At 65.5% G+C, this 16,340-nt stretch carries 13 protein-coding genes and 1 pseudogene; 11 read left to right on the top strand and 3 right to left on the bottom strand.

Going from position 1 to position 16,340, the window contains the following annotated elements:
* Positions 1-514: 514 nt before the first annotated feature.
* Together FB547_RS22030 and FB547_RS22025 are read left to right on the top strand one after the other, a co-directional pair.
* A complete protein-coding gene (locus FB547_RS22030) occupies positions 515-1,030 on the top strand; it encodes a GlcG/HbpS family heme-binding protein (protein ID WP_145745806.1) in 516 nt (171 codons plus the stop codon).
* Between the two features lie 78 nt (positions 1,031-1,108).
* Positions 1,109-1,567, top strand: coding sequence for a RidA family protein (locus FB547_RS22025; protein WP_261380356.1), 459 nt, complete (start codon positions 1,109-1,111; stop codon positions 1,565-1,567).
* 84 nt (positions 1,568-1,651) lie between these two features.
* Here FB547_RS22025 and FB547_RS22020 read toward each other — a convergent pair whose 3' ends face one another.
* Entirely contained in the window at positions 1,652-2,569 is a 918-nt protein-coding gene (locus tag FB547_RS22020) for a LysR family transcriptional regulator (protein WP_145745805.1), read from the bottom strand.
* 71 nt (positions 2,570-2,640) lie between these two features.
* On the opposite strand from FB547_RS22020, the gene FB547_RS22015 reads away from it, so the two are divergent.
* The 5 genes from FB547_RS22015 to FB547_RS21995 all read left to right on the top strand — a co-directional run bounded on the left by FB547_RS22015 (position 2,641) and on the right by FB547_RS21995 (position 10,004).
* Complete coding sequence (locus tag FB547_RS22015; RefSeq protein ID WP_145745804.1) at positions 2,641-4,050, top strand: aspartate aminotransferase family protein; 1,410 nt, start codon at positions 2,641-2,643, stop codon at positions 4,048-4,050.
* 46 nt (positions 4,051-4,096) lie between these two features.
* Entirely contained in the window at positions 4,097-5,074 is a 978-nt protein-coding gene (locus FB547_RS22010) for a Bug family tripartite tricarboxylate transporter substrate binding protein (RefSeq protein WP_186454223.1), read from the top strand.
* Positions 5,071-7,389, top strand: a complete 2,319-nt coding sequence (locus FB547_RS22005; protein ID WP_145745802.1) for a LamG domain-containing protein — start codon at positions 5,071-5,073, stop codon at positions 7,387-7,389. Before FB547_RS22010 ends, FB547_RS22005 begins: the two co-directional genes overlap by 4 nt.
* Positions 7,386-9,437 (top strand): acetoacetate--CoA ligase, encoded by a 2,052-nt coding sequence (locus FB547_RS22000; RefSeq protein WP_145745801.1) that lies wholly within the window; start codon positions 7,386-7,388, stop codon positions 9,435-9,437. Before FB547_RS22005 ends, FB547_RS22000 begins: the two co-directional genes overlap by 4 nt.
* 426 nt (positions 9,438-9,863) lie before the next feature.
* Positions 9,864-10,004 (top strand): JAB domain-containing protein, encoded by a 141-nt coding sequence (locus tag FB547_RS21995; protein ID WP_261380355.1) that lies wholly within the window; start codon positions 9,864-9,866, stop codon positions 10,002-10,004.
* A gap of 45 nt (positions 10,005-10,049) precedes the next feature.
* On the opposite strand, the gene FB547_RS21990 is transcribed toward FB547_RS21995, so the two are convergent.
* Positions 10,050-10,862: an NYN domain-containing protein gene (locus tag FB547_RS21990; RefSeq protein ID WP_145745799.1), complete on the bottom strand. Its 813-nt coding sequence runs from the start codon at positions 10,860-10,862 to the stop codon at positions 10,050-10,052.
* Positions 10,863-11,405: 543 nt separating this feature from the next.
* On the opposite strand from FB547_RS21990, the gene FB547_RS21985 reads away from it, so the two are divergent.
* Both FB547_RS21985 and FB547_RS21980 read left to right on the top strand, forming a co-directional pair.
* On the top strand, positions 11,406-12,239 hold the full coding sequence (locus FB547_RS21985; protein WP_145745798.1) for a DUF932 domain-containing protein: 834 nt from the start codon (positions 11,406-11,408) through the stop codon (positions 12,237-12,239).
* Positions 12,240-12,317: 78 nt separating this feature from the next.
* Positions 12,318-14,390, top strand: a complete 2,073-nt coding sequence (locus tag FB547_RS21980; RefSeq protein WP_145745797.1) for a ParB/RepB/Spo0J family partition protein — start codon at positions 12,318-12,320, stop codon at positions 14,388-14,390.
* Positions 14,391-14,528: 138 nt separating this feature from the next.
* On the opposite strand, the gene FB547_RS21975 is transcribed toward FB547_RS21980, so the two are convergent.
* Complete coding sequence (locus FB547_RS21975; protein ID WP_145745796.1) at positions 14,529-14,912, bottom strand: hypothetical protein; 384 nt, start codon at positions 14,910-14,912, stop codon at positions 14,529-14,531.
* A 175-nt stretch (positions 14,913-15,087) separates the two neighbouring features.
* On the opposite strand from FB547_RS21975, the gene FB547_RS21970 reads away from it, so the two are divergent.
* On the top strand, positions 15,088-15,396 hold the full coding sequence (locus FB547_RS21970; RefSeq protein ID WP_145745991.1) for a DUF736 domain-containing protein: 309 nt from the start codon (positions 15,088-15,090) through the stop codon (positions 15,394-15,396).
* Positions 15,397-15,990: 594 nt separating this feature from the next.
* Positions 15,991-16,337 (top strand): annotated as a pseudogene (locus tag FB547_RS21965) (DUF2958 domain-containing protein).
* Positions 16,338-16,340 lie beyond the last annotated feature (3 nt).

The raw sequence follows: 16,340 nt of genomic DNA, 5'->3' as shown, positions 1-16,340 counted from the left end.
GGGGTCCGAAAGCCCTAGTGCCGTGGCTGCGCCGCTGAGGCTGCCTTGCTCCGAAACCTGGGCACACAGCGATTGCTTGGTGAACTAATCCAATTTTCCATCTCAAGGAAATGTGATTTCCAGAAATTTCTCTTTGCACACGATCGATGAATTTATAGAGTGCAGTTCATCTCTCACGCCGAAGTCGAATATGCGGAGCCTCGATCAGACAACCTCATTCAATTGGCGATCGCCAGCCTCGAACTGGTGGGCTTGCCTAGTCTCCTAGACTGCATCGGCTCATGAAGAGCATCGCGCAGAAGCTCAGGACAGAGTTGGAGTCTGCAGCGCCGACGCTCTAGGGACCTGCACATGATCCCTATTCATGCGGTCGATTTCGTGTGCGAAATCTGAACGTCGAAGATATTTCGACAGCAGTTCGCAACTGGACAACTCATATCAACAGAGGGAAGCGGGTACCACCCTGCGGTGCGCATGCGTGCGCGCGCTTCTTCTATACCCGGAGCAATTCACCATGGTTACTGTCCGCAATATCGCATCCCTCATCGCTGCGCTTGCCGTATACGGGGGAAACGTACCGGCCATCGCGCAGGCGCCCGCGCCCGCCGCGGTCTCAGTCCCGCAGTACGGAAACAACATCAATCTCGAGCAGGCCCGCCACGCTATCGGTGCTGCGCTTGCCGAGGCTCGCCGAATCAACGTTCCCATGGCGGTGGCAGTGGTGGATACCGGGGGCAACCTCGTGGCATTCGAGAAGATGGACAACACTCAGAACGCCAGCATTCTGGTCGCCCAGAACAAGGCGGTGTCGGCCGCGATGTACCGTCGTCCGACCAAAGCGTTTCAGGATGCGCTGGCAGCTGGCAACGCCGGCCTGCGCATTCTTACCCTGCCCCATGCGAACGCAGTTGAAGGCGGCATTCCGCTGATGCAAGCGGGCATGATCGTCGGAGCGATCGGCGCCTCAGGCGGCTCTCCAGATCAGGACTCGGTCGTGGCGACTGGTGGCGTGGCAGCGATGGGGCGATGAGGCCTTGCCGACATCGCCAACAAGTGCGCATGTACCTGCATGCCCTATTGAAACCGGCTCGTCAACTTAGGAGTGGATATGAAATTTCGCCATGCACTGCTCGCCACAGTATGCAGTTCGCTTTTTTTGACAATGACTGCGAATGCCCGCGAGTACCTCAAATCGGAAGCTGGGCAGCCCCGTGGGTATTCCACCGCGGTGGCGACGCAAGGCGGAAAGACGCTCTGGATATCGGGTCAAGTCGGTATAAGGGACGAACAAGGAAAATCGATGGCCGGCGACTTCGAAGGCCAGGCCCGCGTGATCTTCCGAGCCATCGACGCAGCGGTCAAACGCGCCGGCGGCAGCATGAAAGATGTCGTCAACATTACTGTCTATCTGACCGACCCCAGGCTGCTGGAGCCGCTCATTCCGATCCGCCACGAGTTCTGGCCCGAAGGCAACTTCCCTGCAAGTACGTCTATCACGGTACACAGTCTGCCTTTCGTGGGAATGATGATTGAGGTGTCTGCAATCGCGGTCATTGGTGATAAATAGACTTTCCTGTTGGCGGCGAATGATGGTCCGATCCCGTCCGCCGGATTGCAAGGGCATTGGGTACGTCTTGGTGGTTTGCTTTTCTTAGTGCGATGGCTTGAATCCGGAAAGGGCAGACATCCTTGCCTTGAGGGCCTCGATGAATGCGGTCACGCGCGCGGGCCTGTAGATGCCCGGAGGCAGCGCGACGTGAATGGCGATCGGCTCAAGCCACCAGTTCGCCAGCACCCGCTGCACCCGGCCCGTGTTGAGGTCTTCCTGGCACATCCAGGGAGCCGCTGCGCCGATGCCCGCTCCGTTGAGGATCGCGCGGTAGCTCGACAACAGGCTGTCGGTCTGGACCGGCGTGTCGAGCATGACCATGCGGGAGCGGCCCGCCCGGTCCAGCATGCGCACGTTGCCGGTCACGTACGGTACGAGCCCCACGCAGGGCAACTGCGAAAGGCGCGCGATGCTGACGGGCTCCAGCTTCTTGAGCAGTTCGGGCGTGGCGATCAGCACGCGCTCCATCGTGCCGAGCTTGCGGCTCACCAACCCAGGGTCACGCACCTCGCCCACGCAGACCCAGCAATCCGCGCCCCACGCCGTCAGGTCGAGCAACCGATCTGTCAGCGTGAGTTCGACACGCAACGCGGGATGCGCCGCGCGCAGGTCAGTCACCGCGTCAGTCAGGAAGCCCGTCCCGTACCCCGAAGGCCCGATCACGCGCAGCGTGCCTTCTGGCCGGCTCTGCCCGCCCTTCAGGCGTTGCGACAGGCCTGACCAGCGATCGCCGAGGTCGCGGGCCTCGACGAGCAGCGATCGCCCTTCATCGGTGAGCGAAAAGCTCGCGGTCGTGCGCAGCGCCAGCTTGCAGCCGAGCAGCCGCTCCAACTCGAGCAGTCGCCGGCTGACCGTGGGCTGCGTCATGCCCAGCAAACGGGCCGCCTTGCTGAGCGATCCGCTCTCGCCGATCTTCTGAAAAGTGTCGAGCAGATCGAGTCGGTCATGTACGTGCTTCATGCGCTATACGTATAGCACTTCATCGCTCCATGCGTCTAGCGGAAAGTGACAGCGGTTCGTATCGTCGGGCCATGAACACTTCGAACTCCCCCACGGCCGGCATCGCCCGGATCGGCGACGAGCCCAAAGGCGGCTCCGTCCTCGGCTTCTACGCGCCCAAAGGGTCGGCCCGTCCGCCGCGCGTCGCCCGCGGCGAAGGCGTCTTTCTGTGGGACGCGAACGGCAAGCGCTATCTCGACGCAACGGCCGGCGCCGTCGTCGCGAACATCGGCCACGGCAATCCGCGCGTGCTGGCCGCGATGACCGAACAGGCGTCGAAGGTGACCTTCGCGTACCCGCGCTTTTTCGAGAGCGAGCACAACATCGCGCTGGCCGACAGCGTCTGCGCACTCGCAGGCGACAGCTTCGATCGCGCATTCTTCGTCTCGGGCGGATCTGAGGCCAACGAGGCGGCGATCAAGCTGGCGCGCCAGTACGCGGTCGTGACCGGCCAGGGCAGCCGCGCGAAGGTGATCTCGCGCGACCCCAGCTACCACGGCTCGACGCTCGGTGCGCTCGCGGTCACGGGCGATGCCAACACGCTCAACTTGTATGGCCCGATGGTTCGTGCCATGCCCAAAGTGCCGGCGCCCTTGTCGTACCGCATCCCCGATGGCCACACGGTGGAGTCGCTCGAACAGGCGTGCGCCGATGCGCTCGAACAAACCATCCTGCGCGAAGGCCCGGACACAGTGCTGGCGTTCATCCTGGAACCTATCGGTGGCCTCTCGACCGGTGCGGTGGTGTCCTCGGCCGCCTACTTTCGGCGCGTGCGCGAGATCTGCGATCGCTACGGCGTGCTGGTGATCTTCGACGAAATCATGAGCGGCGCCGGCCGCACCGGCGCCTTCCTTGCCGCTCACCACTGGGAGGGCGCACGCCCCGACCTCGTGACGCTCGCCAAGGGCCTGGCCGCCGGCTACACACCGCTCGGTTGCCTGCTCGCACCGAACCGGATGGTCGATGCGATCGCGGGGGCCGGCGGCTTCGTGCACGGCCACACCTACTTCACGAATCCGCTGTCGTGTGCAGTGGCGCGCGCCGTGGTCGACGAGGTCGTGCGGCAAGACCTCGTGACCTGCGCACGCGACAGGGGGGAACTGCTGATGGCACGCCTGCGCGACATCGCCTCGCGCTCTCCGATCGTCGGCGACGTGCGCGGCAAAGGCCTGCTCACCGCCATCGAGATCGTCTCGGACAAGGCAAAGCGCAGCCAGTTGCCGGTCGCTTTCAACGCACCCGCGCGGTTGACCGAGCACGGGTTGAAGCATGGCATCGCGCTCTACAACCGCCGGGCCAACCTCGGCGCCTTCGGCGATTTCCAGATGATCACGCCCCCGCTCACGATCACCGAAACGGAGATCGACGAGTTGGCCGACCTGCTCGAAAAGTCGCTGGCCGATCTCGCCGATGAGATCGCGCGCAAGGGCCTCGCGCACTGAGCCCGGTGACCGCACCGATTTCGCAACCCACCCAGGAAAGCCTCCGATGAAGCTCCCGTTCACCCTGAAGGTCACGCTCGCCTGCACCGCGCTGGCCTTCGCAGCCGCGGCCACCGCACAGATCAACACCGCGCACGGCCCGCTGAAGCTCATCGTCGGCTACCCGGCCGGCGGCTCGGCCGACGTGCAGGCGCGCACGCTTGCCGACAAGCTGGCCGCCGAACTCGGCACGGTTGTCGTCGTCGACAACCGCACCGGTGCAGGCGGCGCGATCGCGGCTGACTACGTTCGCACGGCGCCGGCGGACGGGCTCACCGTGCTGCTGGCCAACATGCACATGATGGTCATGCTGCCGCTCACCACGAAGTCGGTGCGCTACGACCCCGTCAAGGACTTCAAGCCCATCGGCCGCATCGTGAGCTTCTACGAAGGCATCGCGGTGCCTGCGGAGCTGCAGGCCAAGGATGTGAAGCAGTGGCTCGACATCGCCACCAAGGACCCGAAGAAGGCGAACTACGGCGTGCCCGCACCGGGCAGCGTCTCGCAGTTCATGGGCTACCGGCTCGGGAGCGACGCCAAGGCTGGCCTCGTCGCCGCGCCGTACCGAGGCGCCGCGCCGCTGGTGCAGGACCTGCTCGGCAACCAGATCTCGGCCGGCATCATGCCCATTGCCGATCTCGTCGCTCACCAGCAGTCAGGCAAGCTCAAGGTGCTGGCGGTCAACGGCACCCGGCGTGCCGCATTGCTGCCCGACGTGCCGACGCTCAAGGAACTCGGCCAGCCGCACTTCGACAACCTGGAATGGACCGGCCTCTTCGTGCCGGCGGGCACGCCGCGGCCCATCGTCGACCAACTGAATGCGGCACTCGGCAAGGCACTGGCCAACAAGGACGTGCAGGAACGGCTACTCAAGCTCAGCAGCGACCCGAATCCGAGCACGCCAGAAGAACTCTCGGCCCTCATCGCCGACGACATCAAGCGCTGGGGACCGGTGGTGAAGGCCTCGGGATTCACATCGGAATGACTGCGAACGCCTCGCACCCGATCCCACCGCACAAACCGCTGCAACTGCCCGGCCTCCATGGCTACGCCGATGCCAAGACCGTGGCGGCGGGTGAACTCGTCCGCTTCCACGTCAGCAGCGACGTGCCCTACGAATTCGCGGTCTGCCGGCTGGGCAGCGACGTCGAAGGACGCAGCGACGACGTGGCACTCGAAGCATTCGCGCCGCATCCAGTGCGTGTTCAGCCGATCCACCCCGGCTCCTACGTGCATGTGGAACGCGGCTTACCCGCCGGTCTTCCACTGCGCGGATTGAGCTTCGAATGCTGGATCAAGCCCTGGACGGTTGATGTCAGGCAGACCATCGTCAGCCAGCACGACGACCCCGCTTACCGCGGCTTTGCGCTCTTCATCGAACCGGGCGGCGCACTGTCGTTTCATCTGGGAGACAACGCCGCGCCATCGCACGGCCGGCTTGCTGCGCGTCGTTGGCAGCACATTGCCGCCACGTGGGACGGCGAGCTCGCAACGCTGTGGATCGATGGGGGTTGCGTGGCGCAGTGGCCCGCACCGCAGGCCGTCGAGCCCGCAGCCGCGCCGCTGCGGCTCGGCGCAAGCGCTGTCGATGGCCTGGTCGACCTGTTCCTCGAAGCCGACCTTGTCATGCCTGCGTTGTACGACCGGGCGCTGACGGGCAGCGAGATCACCGCCCGCCACGAACAACGCGGATTGCAGATCGCGACGGGCCGTTCGGTGCTCGCCTGCTGGCCCCTTCGGGAAGAACGCGACGCGCAAGTGGCCGACGCCAGCGGGCACCAACGCACCGGCCGAATTGTCAACCATGCGACCTGGATGATCGTCGGCCCGGCCTTCGAGCCCGGAAAGGTCGGCCAATTCGAAGAAGACGAGTCGCTTTATGACCCGCTGCACGATCCGACGCGCGGGCACGGCCTGCGTTTCGCCGGCGACGACCTGTACGACTGCCGCTGGGACGCGGTGCACGAATTCCGCATTCCCGACGACGCCCGATCTGGCGTCTACGTCGGCCGCGCGCGCTTCGATATCGAAGGCCGCACGGCGGACTACGACATCACCTTCATCGTGCGCAAGCCCGCGCACGTGGCACCAGCGCCCATCCTCGTCCTGTGCGCCGTCAACAGTTGGCTCGCCTACGCCACCACGCCCTTCGCGAAGAACGTGGTCGACGACCCGGTATGGCCGCGCCGTTCGGAAGGCCTGGAGAACAGCCACCCCGAAGCGCCGGCCTACAGCAGCTACGTCTATCACCGCCACGGCCAGCCCTGCTATCAGGTCGGCCTGCGCGTGCCCTGGCCCAATGCCAGCCCCAATGCACTCTATGACCCGGCCGAGAGCGGCTTCAGCCAATGGACCCGGCTCGAACGGCACCTGCACGTGTGGCTCGACCAACAAGGCTACGACTACGACGTGATCGGCGACATCGACTTGCATCGCGACCCGTCGCTGCTCGCTCGCTACAAGACCGTAGTCATCAACGGCCACAGCGAATACTGGTCGCTGCCCGGCGTGGAAGGGCTCGACGATTTCCTAAAGCGCGGCGGCAGCGCTGTCGTGCTGTCGGGCAACACCATGTACCTGCGCGTGAGCTACGACGAAGACTTCACCGTCATGGAGCAGCGCAAGGTCAATGGACCCGATCACGACGACACGAAGCCGCCCGTCGGCCCACCGGCCGGTGCGTTCGGCGAGCAGTACCACAGCCAGGACTGGGCACGCGGCGGACGGCTCAAGGCATCGGGCCGGCCGGCCGGCGAGATCATCGGCCTCGAAACTGCCGGCTGGGCCTTCGCCGACGGCGATGACTTCGGCGTCTACCACGTCGAGCTGCCTGCGCACGCGCTCTTCAACGAGCCACATCCTCTGGGCCTCGGCAAGGGCGAGACCTTCGGCCACGCGCCCGGCGGCGGGCTGCCGCGCGCCATCGGACACGAGTGGGACCTGACCCTTTCGACCCTCGCGAAGATGACGAAGTGCTGCCCCCCGGGTGCTTCTCTTCCCGTCGCACAGGAGGGCATCGAGGTCATCGCCAAGGGCATCCGGCGCGTCCCGGGCAAGCTGGACGCCTACCTCGACTACTACTCGAGGCCCACCGAATCGCTCGACGGGCTTTCGGCCGAAATGATCTATTGGGAGCGGCCGCAAGGCGGGCGCGTGTTTCATGCAGGCGCCGTCGGCGCGGCCTGGGTGATCGGCAACGACCCGCTTTTCGGACAACTGCTTGGCAACGTGCTGCATCGTTTCGGCGTGGCCCCCAGGAATCTCATGCAAGCGCCCACCAGCAAAACGGCACCGCGATGACCACACATCCAGAAATCACCTCTCACACGGCGCTCGATGCACCCCTGTGGACGCCTGCGCCGGACCGCAAGGCACGGGCCCTGATCACGCTCTTCGAGGCCTGGCTGGATCGCGAACGCGGTCTTCGCTTCGAGGACTATGAGGCGCTGTGGCAATGGTCAGTGACCGATCTGGAGGGCTTCTGGAGCGCCGTCCTGGCCTTCTTCGAGCTTCCGTTGCGAACGCCGTATGAGCGCATCCTGTCCAGCGACGACATGCCGGGCGCCCGCTGGTTCGAAGGCGCCCAACTCAACCTGGTCGACCAGGTGTTCCGCCACGCGCACCTGGCCTCGCCCGCGATCGTATTTGAAAGCGAAGCCTCGGGCACCGGCGCTGTGAGCTGGGACGAGCTCAAGCGCCAGGTGGCATCAGTGGCCCAGGCCCTGCGTGACCTGGGTGTGCAGCAAGGTGACCGAGTGGCCGGCTACCTCCCCAACATCCCCCAGGCGGTCGTTGCGTTCCTGGCCGCCGCCAGCTTGGGCGCGGTGTGGTCCCTGTGCGCGCCGGACATGGGGCCGGTCAGCGTGGGCGACCGGTTTCGCCAGATCGAGCCCAAGGTGCTGGTCGCAGTAGATGGCTATCGCTTCGGCGGCAAGCCGTTCGACCGCCGCGGCGCACTGGACGAGATCCTGCGCGAGCTGCCGACGGTCACCGGCATCCTCTGGATTCCGCATCTTGACGCGGCTGCGCATCCGCCCGGGCAGGCCACGGGCCGCACGACGGTGCGCTGGCAGGAGGCCATCGCATGCGTGACAGCCTGGCAGCCGGCGGCGCTCCCGGCAGATCACCCGCTGTGGATTCTTTACTCGTCGGGAACGACGGGGCTGCCCAAGGCGATCGTCCACGGCCACGGTGGCGTGCTCGCGAACGGCATGGTGAACATGGTCCTGCATGGCGACCTGCACCCGGGCGAGCGCGTCTTCTGGGCCGCCAACACGTCGTGGATGGTGTGGAACGCGCACGTCATGGGGCTGCTGGGGGGCGCCACCCTCGTGCTGTACGACGGCGCCGTGACCGGCGCCGGTGCCGAGCCGGACTGGGGCCACCTGTGGAAGCTGGCGGGACGGCTGGGCATTCACGTCTTCGGCGCCGGCGCTGCGATCCACCACGCCTGCCTGAAGGCCGGCATCGTGCCGCGCGAGATCGCGGACCTGCGGCAGTTGCACACGGTGTCGTCCACCGGCTCTCCGTTGTCACCCGAGGCTTGTGATTGGCTGTACAGCGCCGTCAAACAAGATCTCTGGCTCAACATCGTTTCCGGCGGAACGGACATCGCGGGCGGTTTCCTAGTGGGGCTCCCCTCCCTGCCGGTGTACACAGGCGAGATGCAATGCCGCACCTTGGGCGCCTGCGTGCAGGCGTGGAACGAGGCCGGCCAGCCCGTGCTGGACGAGGTGGGGGAACTGGTGTGCACGAGGCCCTTGCCTTCGATGCCGTTGTACTTCTGGGGAGACGAGGGAAATCGGCGGTACCTGGAGAGCTACTTCGAGACCTTCAAGGACAGCCGGGGCCGCAACGTCTGGCGGCATGGCGACTGGTTGCGACTGGCGCCACGGCCGGAAGCCACGGCAGGCGTGATCTACGGCCGTTCAGACGCCACCATCAACCGCCAAGGCGTGCGCATGGGAACATCCGAGCTGTACCGTGTCGTGCAAGGCATCACCGAAGTGCTGGACAGCCTGGTCGTGGACCTGGAGTACCTCGGGCGCGATTCGTACATGGCGCTGTTCATCCAGTTACGGCCCGGCATCGAGTTGGACGAGCCGCTGGCGCAGCGCATCCGGCAGGCCTTGCGCACGGGTCTGTCGGCACGCCACGTCCCCAACGAAATCGTCCAGGTGAGCGCGATCCCGAAGACCATCACTGGCAAGAAGCTGGAGTTGCCCGTCAAGAAGCTGCTGCTGGGCCACGCGCTCGAGAAGGTCGTGAGCCGAGATGCGCTCGCCGAGCCTGGGAGCATCGACTGGTATGTGGATTTCGCCCAAAGGTACCGCCGTCGCATAGGCTGATGCGGATGTGCATGATGGCTGGACCAGATGAGGGATCCCAAACCATCGGGACTGATCGCAGGAAGACAAAGTTTCCGCTCCGTGCACTTTCTTTGACCCAAGGGGACTCGAAGCAACACCCACAGCTTCAATTGGCAGACCTCTGTGCTGGGGTCATCAATCACTTCTACAAGTGCCAAGTCGGTGGCCTGACCGACGGCCTCACGGGCGCGGTCATGGACCTCAAATGTCTCGATTGGGGCGACAACTTCGTATTGCCGCAGCCCGATGTCACGCCAGAGGCACTTGGCACAGCCGAAACAGATGGATCCAACAGTGTTGAAGCAATGGTTGAGTATCTAGAGCGAAGGAAAGTCCGGAAGCGAGCGGGCTGAGAAAACCGGTGAATTCACGCGAATACTCGCGTTGAATCAGTTAGCGGCTCCCGTGGCCGAGCCGTCGCGGTCCGACAAGGCTCTGACCCTGACACTCGTGGCAGCGCTGACGCTGGTTGACGTGCAGGTGCTGGATCTCCTGACCGTCTCGGGCGGCACGGTCCTCTCGATGGCCGAGCGCGCGCTTCTGTGAAGCCGGGGCCTTTCAGGCCTTTGCGTCAATGTGCCGCTGCACGTCCTATGTGTGCGGCACGTTGGCCTCCGCCGCGCCCTCGGCCTTGGGCAGCAGGCTTACCGACCAGTGGCCGCCTTCTTCCTGCTGAGGCGCCAGGAGGTCGTAGGTCTTGACCATGTTCAACAGTCCGGAGTGGCCGTAGGTCTGGGGCGAGAAGGCCGGGTCGGTGCGCTTGAGGTACTGGCCCAGGACGCCCAGGCCCACCTTGCCTTCGGACGTGTCGCTGGCCAGCAGTGCGACGGCCTCGACGAGGAAGCGTGGCCGGCGCTTCGGCGCCGGCTTGGGCGGTTCTTGCTTCGGCGGTTCGGCCTTGGCCGGCTCCGCTTTCGCGGAGGCCTTCGGCGCGGGCTCGACCACTGCTTCCGCCGGTGGTTCGGGACGTGTCCATTCGAAGAACTGGTCGCTGGCGTTGCGCAGGGCGTCGGGCGTCTTGGGCTCGCCGACGATGCAGACGGTGGCGCCGCGTTCGCGCAGCTTACGGCACAGGTAGGCGAAGTCGGAATCGCTGGTGACCAGGCAGAAGGTGTCGGCTCGCTGGTCGAAGAGCGCTTCTAGCGCGTCCAGTGCCAAGGCGATGTCGGCGGTGTTCTTGCCGGCGGCGTACTGGTACTGCAGGCAGGGGGTGAAGGCCAGCCGCACCAGGGCATCCTGCCATTTGTTGGCCAGCGTGCCCTGGTTGCCGTAGCCGCGGCGCAGAACGACGCGGCCGAACTGCGCCACCATGCGCAGTGCGTGTTCGAGGATGTCGGGCGGTACGTTGTCGCAGTCGACCAGGACGGCCACACGTGTCTCTGTTGCGGTTGGGGCAGTGTTCATCCGGGGTTTCGCGTTGCTGGTTGAATTGCCCGCAACAGTAGCTGATTCCGGGCGTCTCCGGCCATGGAGGTATGGCCGGCCGCGCTGTCGTGCTTGCGCATCGAGCCACCCTTGGCGTCTCGCCCCTTGGGGCTTCCATCGTTCCCTCGCTCCGCTCGGCTGACGCCTTCGGCCCGGCTCGTTGATCCGGGCCTGCGCGCTTCGCTTGCGTGGGGTCGGCGTGAAGAGTGGCCATTGCCAGTCCAGCCATCTTTCCTTCCCTCATCACCTTGTCCGCGACCGTAGCGCGCGCCGGGGCGCCGTCAAGGCGCGCCAGGCCGTGTCCTCGCCTTCGGCTGCGGGCCGCACCAGCCCCGGCGCTTCTTCCTTGACGGCGCCCCGGCGCGCGCTCCTGTTGGCCGCGGGCGATGAACTCAGGAAAGACGGTGGCAACGAGGCCGACCGGGTTCTTCGTGCCGACCCCACCGGAAGACCCGAAGAGGGCTCCGAATCTAGGAATCCGGTGAGGCTTTTTCAACAGCCAACCTTGTCAGGAGAAAGACCATGCAACTTGCATCCCGTTTCCGTTTCGCCGACCACTCGCCGGTGCTGCGCTCGGAACATCCGTTGTCGGATGACCAGATACGGACCGTCGCGCCGTCCATCTTCGCGCAGGCCCCGCACGGCAGCCGCTCGGAGCGCTACAGCTACATACCCACGGCCAGCGTGCTGCGGGAATTGAGAGGGGAGGGCTTCGAGCCCTTCATGGTGTGCCAGACCCGTGTGCGGCAGGAGGGGCGGCGCGACTTCACCAAGCACATGATCCGGCTGCGCCATGCAAGCCAGATCAATGGTCAGGAGACCAACGAAATCATCCTGCTCAACTCCCATGACGGGACCAGCAGCTACCAGATGCTGGCGGGCATGTTCCGCTTCGTGTGCAGCAATGGGCTGGTGTGCGGCGATACCGTGGCCGACGTGCGCGTGCCCCACAAGGGCGACGTGGCGGGCCATGTGATCGAAGGCGCCTATGCCGTGCTGGAAGGTTTCGGACAGGCGCAAGCCTCGCGCGAATCCATGCAGGCCGTCACGCTGGACGCCGGGGAATCCGAGGTGTTCGCCCGCGCCGCGCTGACCCTCAAGTACGACGACCCGGACAAGCCCGCACCCATCACGGAAGCGCAAATCCTGATGCCGCGCCGCACGGACGACGAGCGCCGCGACCTGTGGAGCGTGTTCAACCGCACGCAGGAAAACCTCATCAAGGGCGGCCTGCGTGCCCGCGCCAGCAACGGACGCCGCCAGAGCACGCGGCCCGTTCAGGGCATCGACCAGAACCTGCGGCTGAACCGCGCCCTGTGGCTGCTGGCCGATGGCATGCGCCAACTCAAGGCCTGAGCCATTCCGAAGGGGCATGCAGCCCCTCCATTCATTCCTCGGTTTTACGTCTTTCCATCTTTCCGATTGGAGCTACTCATGAACACCGCTACCTTTCAAGAAACCGCTGCCATCGGCGCAGCCGCTTACATCGCCGCATCCGTCCCCACGGGCGGCGCTGCCGCTGTCGCGGCTTCGCAGCAACTGCTGCTCATTCCGCTGTCCAGGCTGCGGCCTTCGAGCCGCAATGTGCGCAAGAGCGGCGGCACGTCGATCCTCGAACTGGCATCGAGCATTGCCCGCGTGGGCTTGCTGCAAAACCTCACTGTGGTGGCCGCACCCGATGGCGAGCACTACGAGGTGGTCGCTGGACGGCGGCGCTTGGCTGCGCTCATGCTGCTGGTCAAGCGCCGCAAGCTGGCGAAGGACCATGAGGTGCACTGTCTGTTGGTGCAGGACGATGCGGCGCGTACCGTGAGCTTCACCGAGAACGTGCAACGCGAGGCCATGTCGCCCATCGAGGAACTGTTCGCGTGGAAAGACCTCGTGGCCGAGGGCCGTCCGGTGGAGGACATCGCGGCCGACTTCGGGGTGACGCCTTTGGTGGTGCAGCGGCGCCTGAAGCTCGCCAATGTCTCGCCCCGGTTGCTGGCGGACTTCGGATCGCAGGCCGTGACGCTGGAGCAGTTGATGGCGCTGGCCATCACCGATGACCATGCGGCGCAGGAGGCGGCGTTCTACGAATCGCCGCAATGGCAGCGCAGCCCCGAGGCGCTGCGCGATCACCTGACCGGTGACGAGATCGACGCCGGCCGCGATGCGGTGGCGCGCTTCGTGGGGGTGGAAGCCTACGAGCAGGCGGGCGGCGGGGTGCGCCGCGACCTGTTCGCGGACGAGCAAAGCGGCATCTTCCTGACCGATGGCGCGCTGTTGGATGCGCTGGCGCGCGACAGGCTTGCACCGACCGTCGAGCAGGTGCGGGCCGAAGGCTGGGCATGGGTGGATGCCGCGCCGCGTGTCACGTCCTCCGATCTGTACCAGTTCCAACGCGCGCGCAGCGCGCGGCGCGAACCCTGCAAGGCCGAGGCCAAGCGAATCGCCAAGCTCGAAGACCAACAGGCGAAGCTGCAGGCGCGGTTGGACGACGAGAACGCGGACATGACCGACGAACAGGCGCAGGCGCTGCAGGAGGAAATGGACGAGCTCTGCAACGAGCTGGATGCCATCGAGCAGAAGCTGGTCGAATACTCGCCCTCCGTGGTGGCGCTGGCCGGGGCCGTGGTGTCGGTCGATCACATGGGCGGCGTGGTCGTGCACCGCGGCTTGATGCGCGAGGAACAGGCCAAGACCTTGCGGGAGCAGGCGCGGCAGGAAGAGGGCGGGGCAGGCATTAACCCAGTCGATAGCGACGGACCGGCCAAGCCCGGCATCTCGGAGAAGCTGGCGAAGCGCCTGAGCGCGCATCGGACCGCCGCCTTGCAGGCCGAGGTGGCGCGGCACCCGCAAGTCGCGTTGGTGGCCTTGGTGCATCGTCTCGCTATGCGTGTGATTGTGGACAGCTACGGCTCGGGCGGTTCGCCGGTCGATATCAGCGCCACGCCGCAGGACGGGTTGGGGCTGCATGCGCCGGACGTGGCGCAGTCGCTTGCAGCCATCGGCATGACGAAGGTTCGACAGGCTTGGGCCGATCGCCTGCCTGACAACCCGGAAGCACTGTTCGCCGAACTGCTGACCTTGCCGCTGCAGGAACTGCTGTCGCTGCTGGCGGTGTGCGTGGCCTCCACGGTCAGCGTGCTGGCTTCGCACGAAGAGGAGGTGCCCGCCGCCGCGCTCGCGCGGGCGGTGAACCTCGATATGCACGACTGGTGGACGCCGACCGCTGCGGGCTATTTCGAGCATGTCTCGAAAGCCAAGGCGCTGGAAGCGGTGCAGGCGTTCGCGCCGGATCAGGTGAACCGGCTGGGCAAGCTCAAGAAGGCCGAGATCGCGAGCGAAGCCGAGCGGTTGGCGGTGGGTACGGGCTGGTTGCCTGTGATGTTCCGGGGGCAGGACGCTGCTGTCGCAGCCGAAGCGGAAACGCGTGTCGTGCCGGAGAGTGAGGTCAGGGCCGAAGCCGTAGGCCGTGGCAGCATCGAGGCGGTGGCCAAAGAGGGCGAGCACGCTACTGCGTGAACATGAGCCCCGGCCTTCGGGCCGGGGCTTTTGAATCGGCGCGACGCGCGCGGCAGGTGTGCCGCGCGCGTTTTGACATCCAGCGGCTGCGCCGCTGAGACCTTCCGGGAGTGCGCCCCGCCGATGGGCGGAGCGGGTTCACGACAGGCTTGGCTGCGCTGGGTTCCGGAATGCAGCGTCGTCCTCGACGCTGGCGGCAGGCCACCGTGAACGACGGAGGCCTTCTTCGACAGGCCGTCCGCCATGCCCTTCCATTTCGCCGATGCCGACTTCCATGCCGCTGCGATGCGGCGGTGCGTTCTTTCTGGTCTTCGCGAGGCGGCTACTTTGGCGTTCGGGTGCGGGCGGGTCCATGCCGGAATGCTGTTGCTTCGAGCGGGTACCAGGCTCATGCGTCCTTTGCGAGAACAGGTCCACGCCCACGGCCTTGTATTTGCCGTGAATCCTGGCGCGGGCACGGCGGCGCTGCTCTTCGTTTCGTTTCGCCTCGGGCTTCCTCGCCGCAACCGTGCGGCCCGACAAATTTCCCCTCTGCTGCGCAGATTCCTCGCGAGGCAAATTTCTCGTGCCTTCCGGTCCTTCGCTGCGCTGCGGCCCCTGCTTCGCCTGGGGTGCGGCGCGCCCGGCCCCGCGCCGTCCGGATCACGCCAAGGCCGCGATCGGCGCGGACCTGGATCAACCTCGAAAGGACTTCATCATGAGCACCATTGGTAACTTCACCGCTTCGGGCAACGGCTACACCGGCACGGTTCGCACCCTGACCTTGAATGTCAAGGTCAAGATCGCCGCCAGCGACAAGACGAGCGAAAACGCCCCTGACTTCCGCGTCATCGCCGGCAACGGCCTGGAGATCGGCGCGGCGTGGAAGAAGGTCAGCAAGGCGGATCGGCCCTACCTGTCGGTGACGCTGGATGACCCGTCGTTCCCGGCGACCATCTATGCCCGCCTGGTCGAAGGCGAGGACGGCGCGCACAACCTGATCTGGTCGCGCAGCAAGGGCGACTGAGCGTCGCCCTCGGCGCCCCGCTTCGGCGGGGCGCTTTCTCTGCCGAACGCACCGATGGCCCGCGAAGGTTCGCGGGCGTCGTCGTGTTGGCGTTCGTGTTCGCGGCTCGTCTTTTTTGTGCATGTGCGGATATACCCAAAAGCGCAACTCCGCATTTGCGCTTTGTCGAAGAGCCGATTCCGTGCTTGTGCTGACCTGCGGTTTTACGTCGATGTGTGGAGTCGGAATGACGGTTCCTCGGATTTCAGCTGATGCGCTTCCATGGTTTCACGATTCCGTGCGTCTCCAGCGATGCCGGACCGCGCTCTCGTGCTGCGCATCGAGCCGCCCATGGCGTCTCGCCCCGTTCGGGCTTCCATCGCTGACGCCTTCGCACCTGCGGTGCTGCGCGCTGCGCTTGCGATGCGGATGCCGTGGTTGGGGGACTGTCTTGCTGTTCCCTTCATCGTTGCACGCCGTTCTCGCCGTCAAGGTCGGCGCGTGCCTTGCGCGCTGGCGTCCTGGCGGCCGTCTTCGAACCCTGACGGCTGCGCTGCGCCGTGCTGCGTCCGGTCTCGGGCAATTCCGCCCGGATTCCTTCCAAGGAGAAAGACCATGACGAAGCTCATCACCGACGAACAAAGTGCGCAGCTGCTGGCCAACGGCCGGCGATCCGTCGAAAACGACGGATTCGATCCATATCCCGTGGTCAAGCTGTTCACGCCCAATGCAGGTGCGACCTGGCTCCTGACCGAAATCGATCCGGATGACCAGGACCGCGCCTTCGGCCTGTGCGATCTGGGGCAAGGATTTCCCGAGTTGGGCTACGTGAGCCTTCAAGAGTTGGAGAGCTTGCGAGGGCGCTGGGGTCTGCCCATCGAGCGCGACTTGTACTTCCAGGGTGACAAGCCATCAGCGCCTATGCACGCGAAGCCCGGCTGGCGGGGCGCATCGTGGCATAGGCG

The organism is Variovorax beijingensis (assembly GCF_007828835.1).
GTDB lineage: Bacteria > Pseudomonadota > Gammaproteobacteria > Burkholderiales > Burkholderiaceae_C > Variovorax > Variovorax beijingensis_A.
This window is presented reverse-complemented; position numbering and strand designations above follow the sequence as displayed.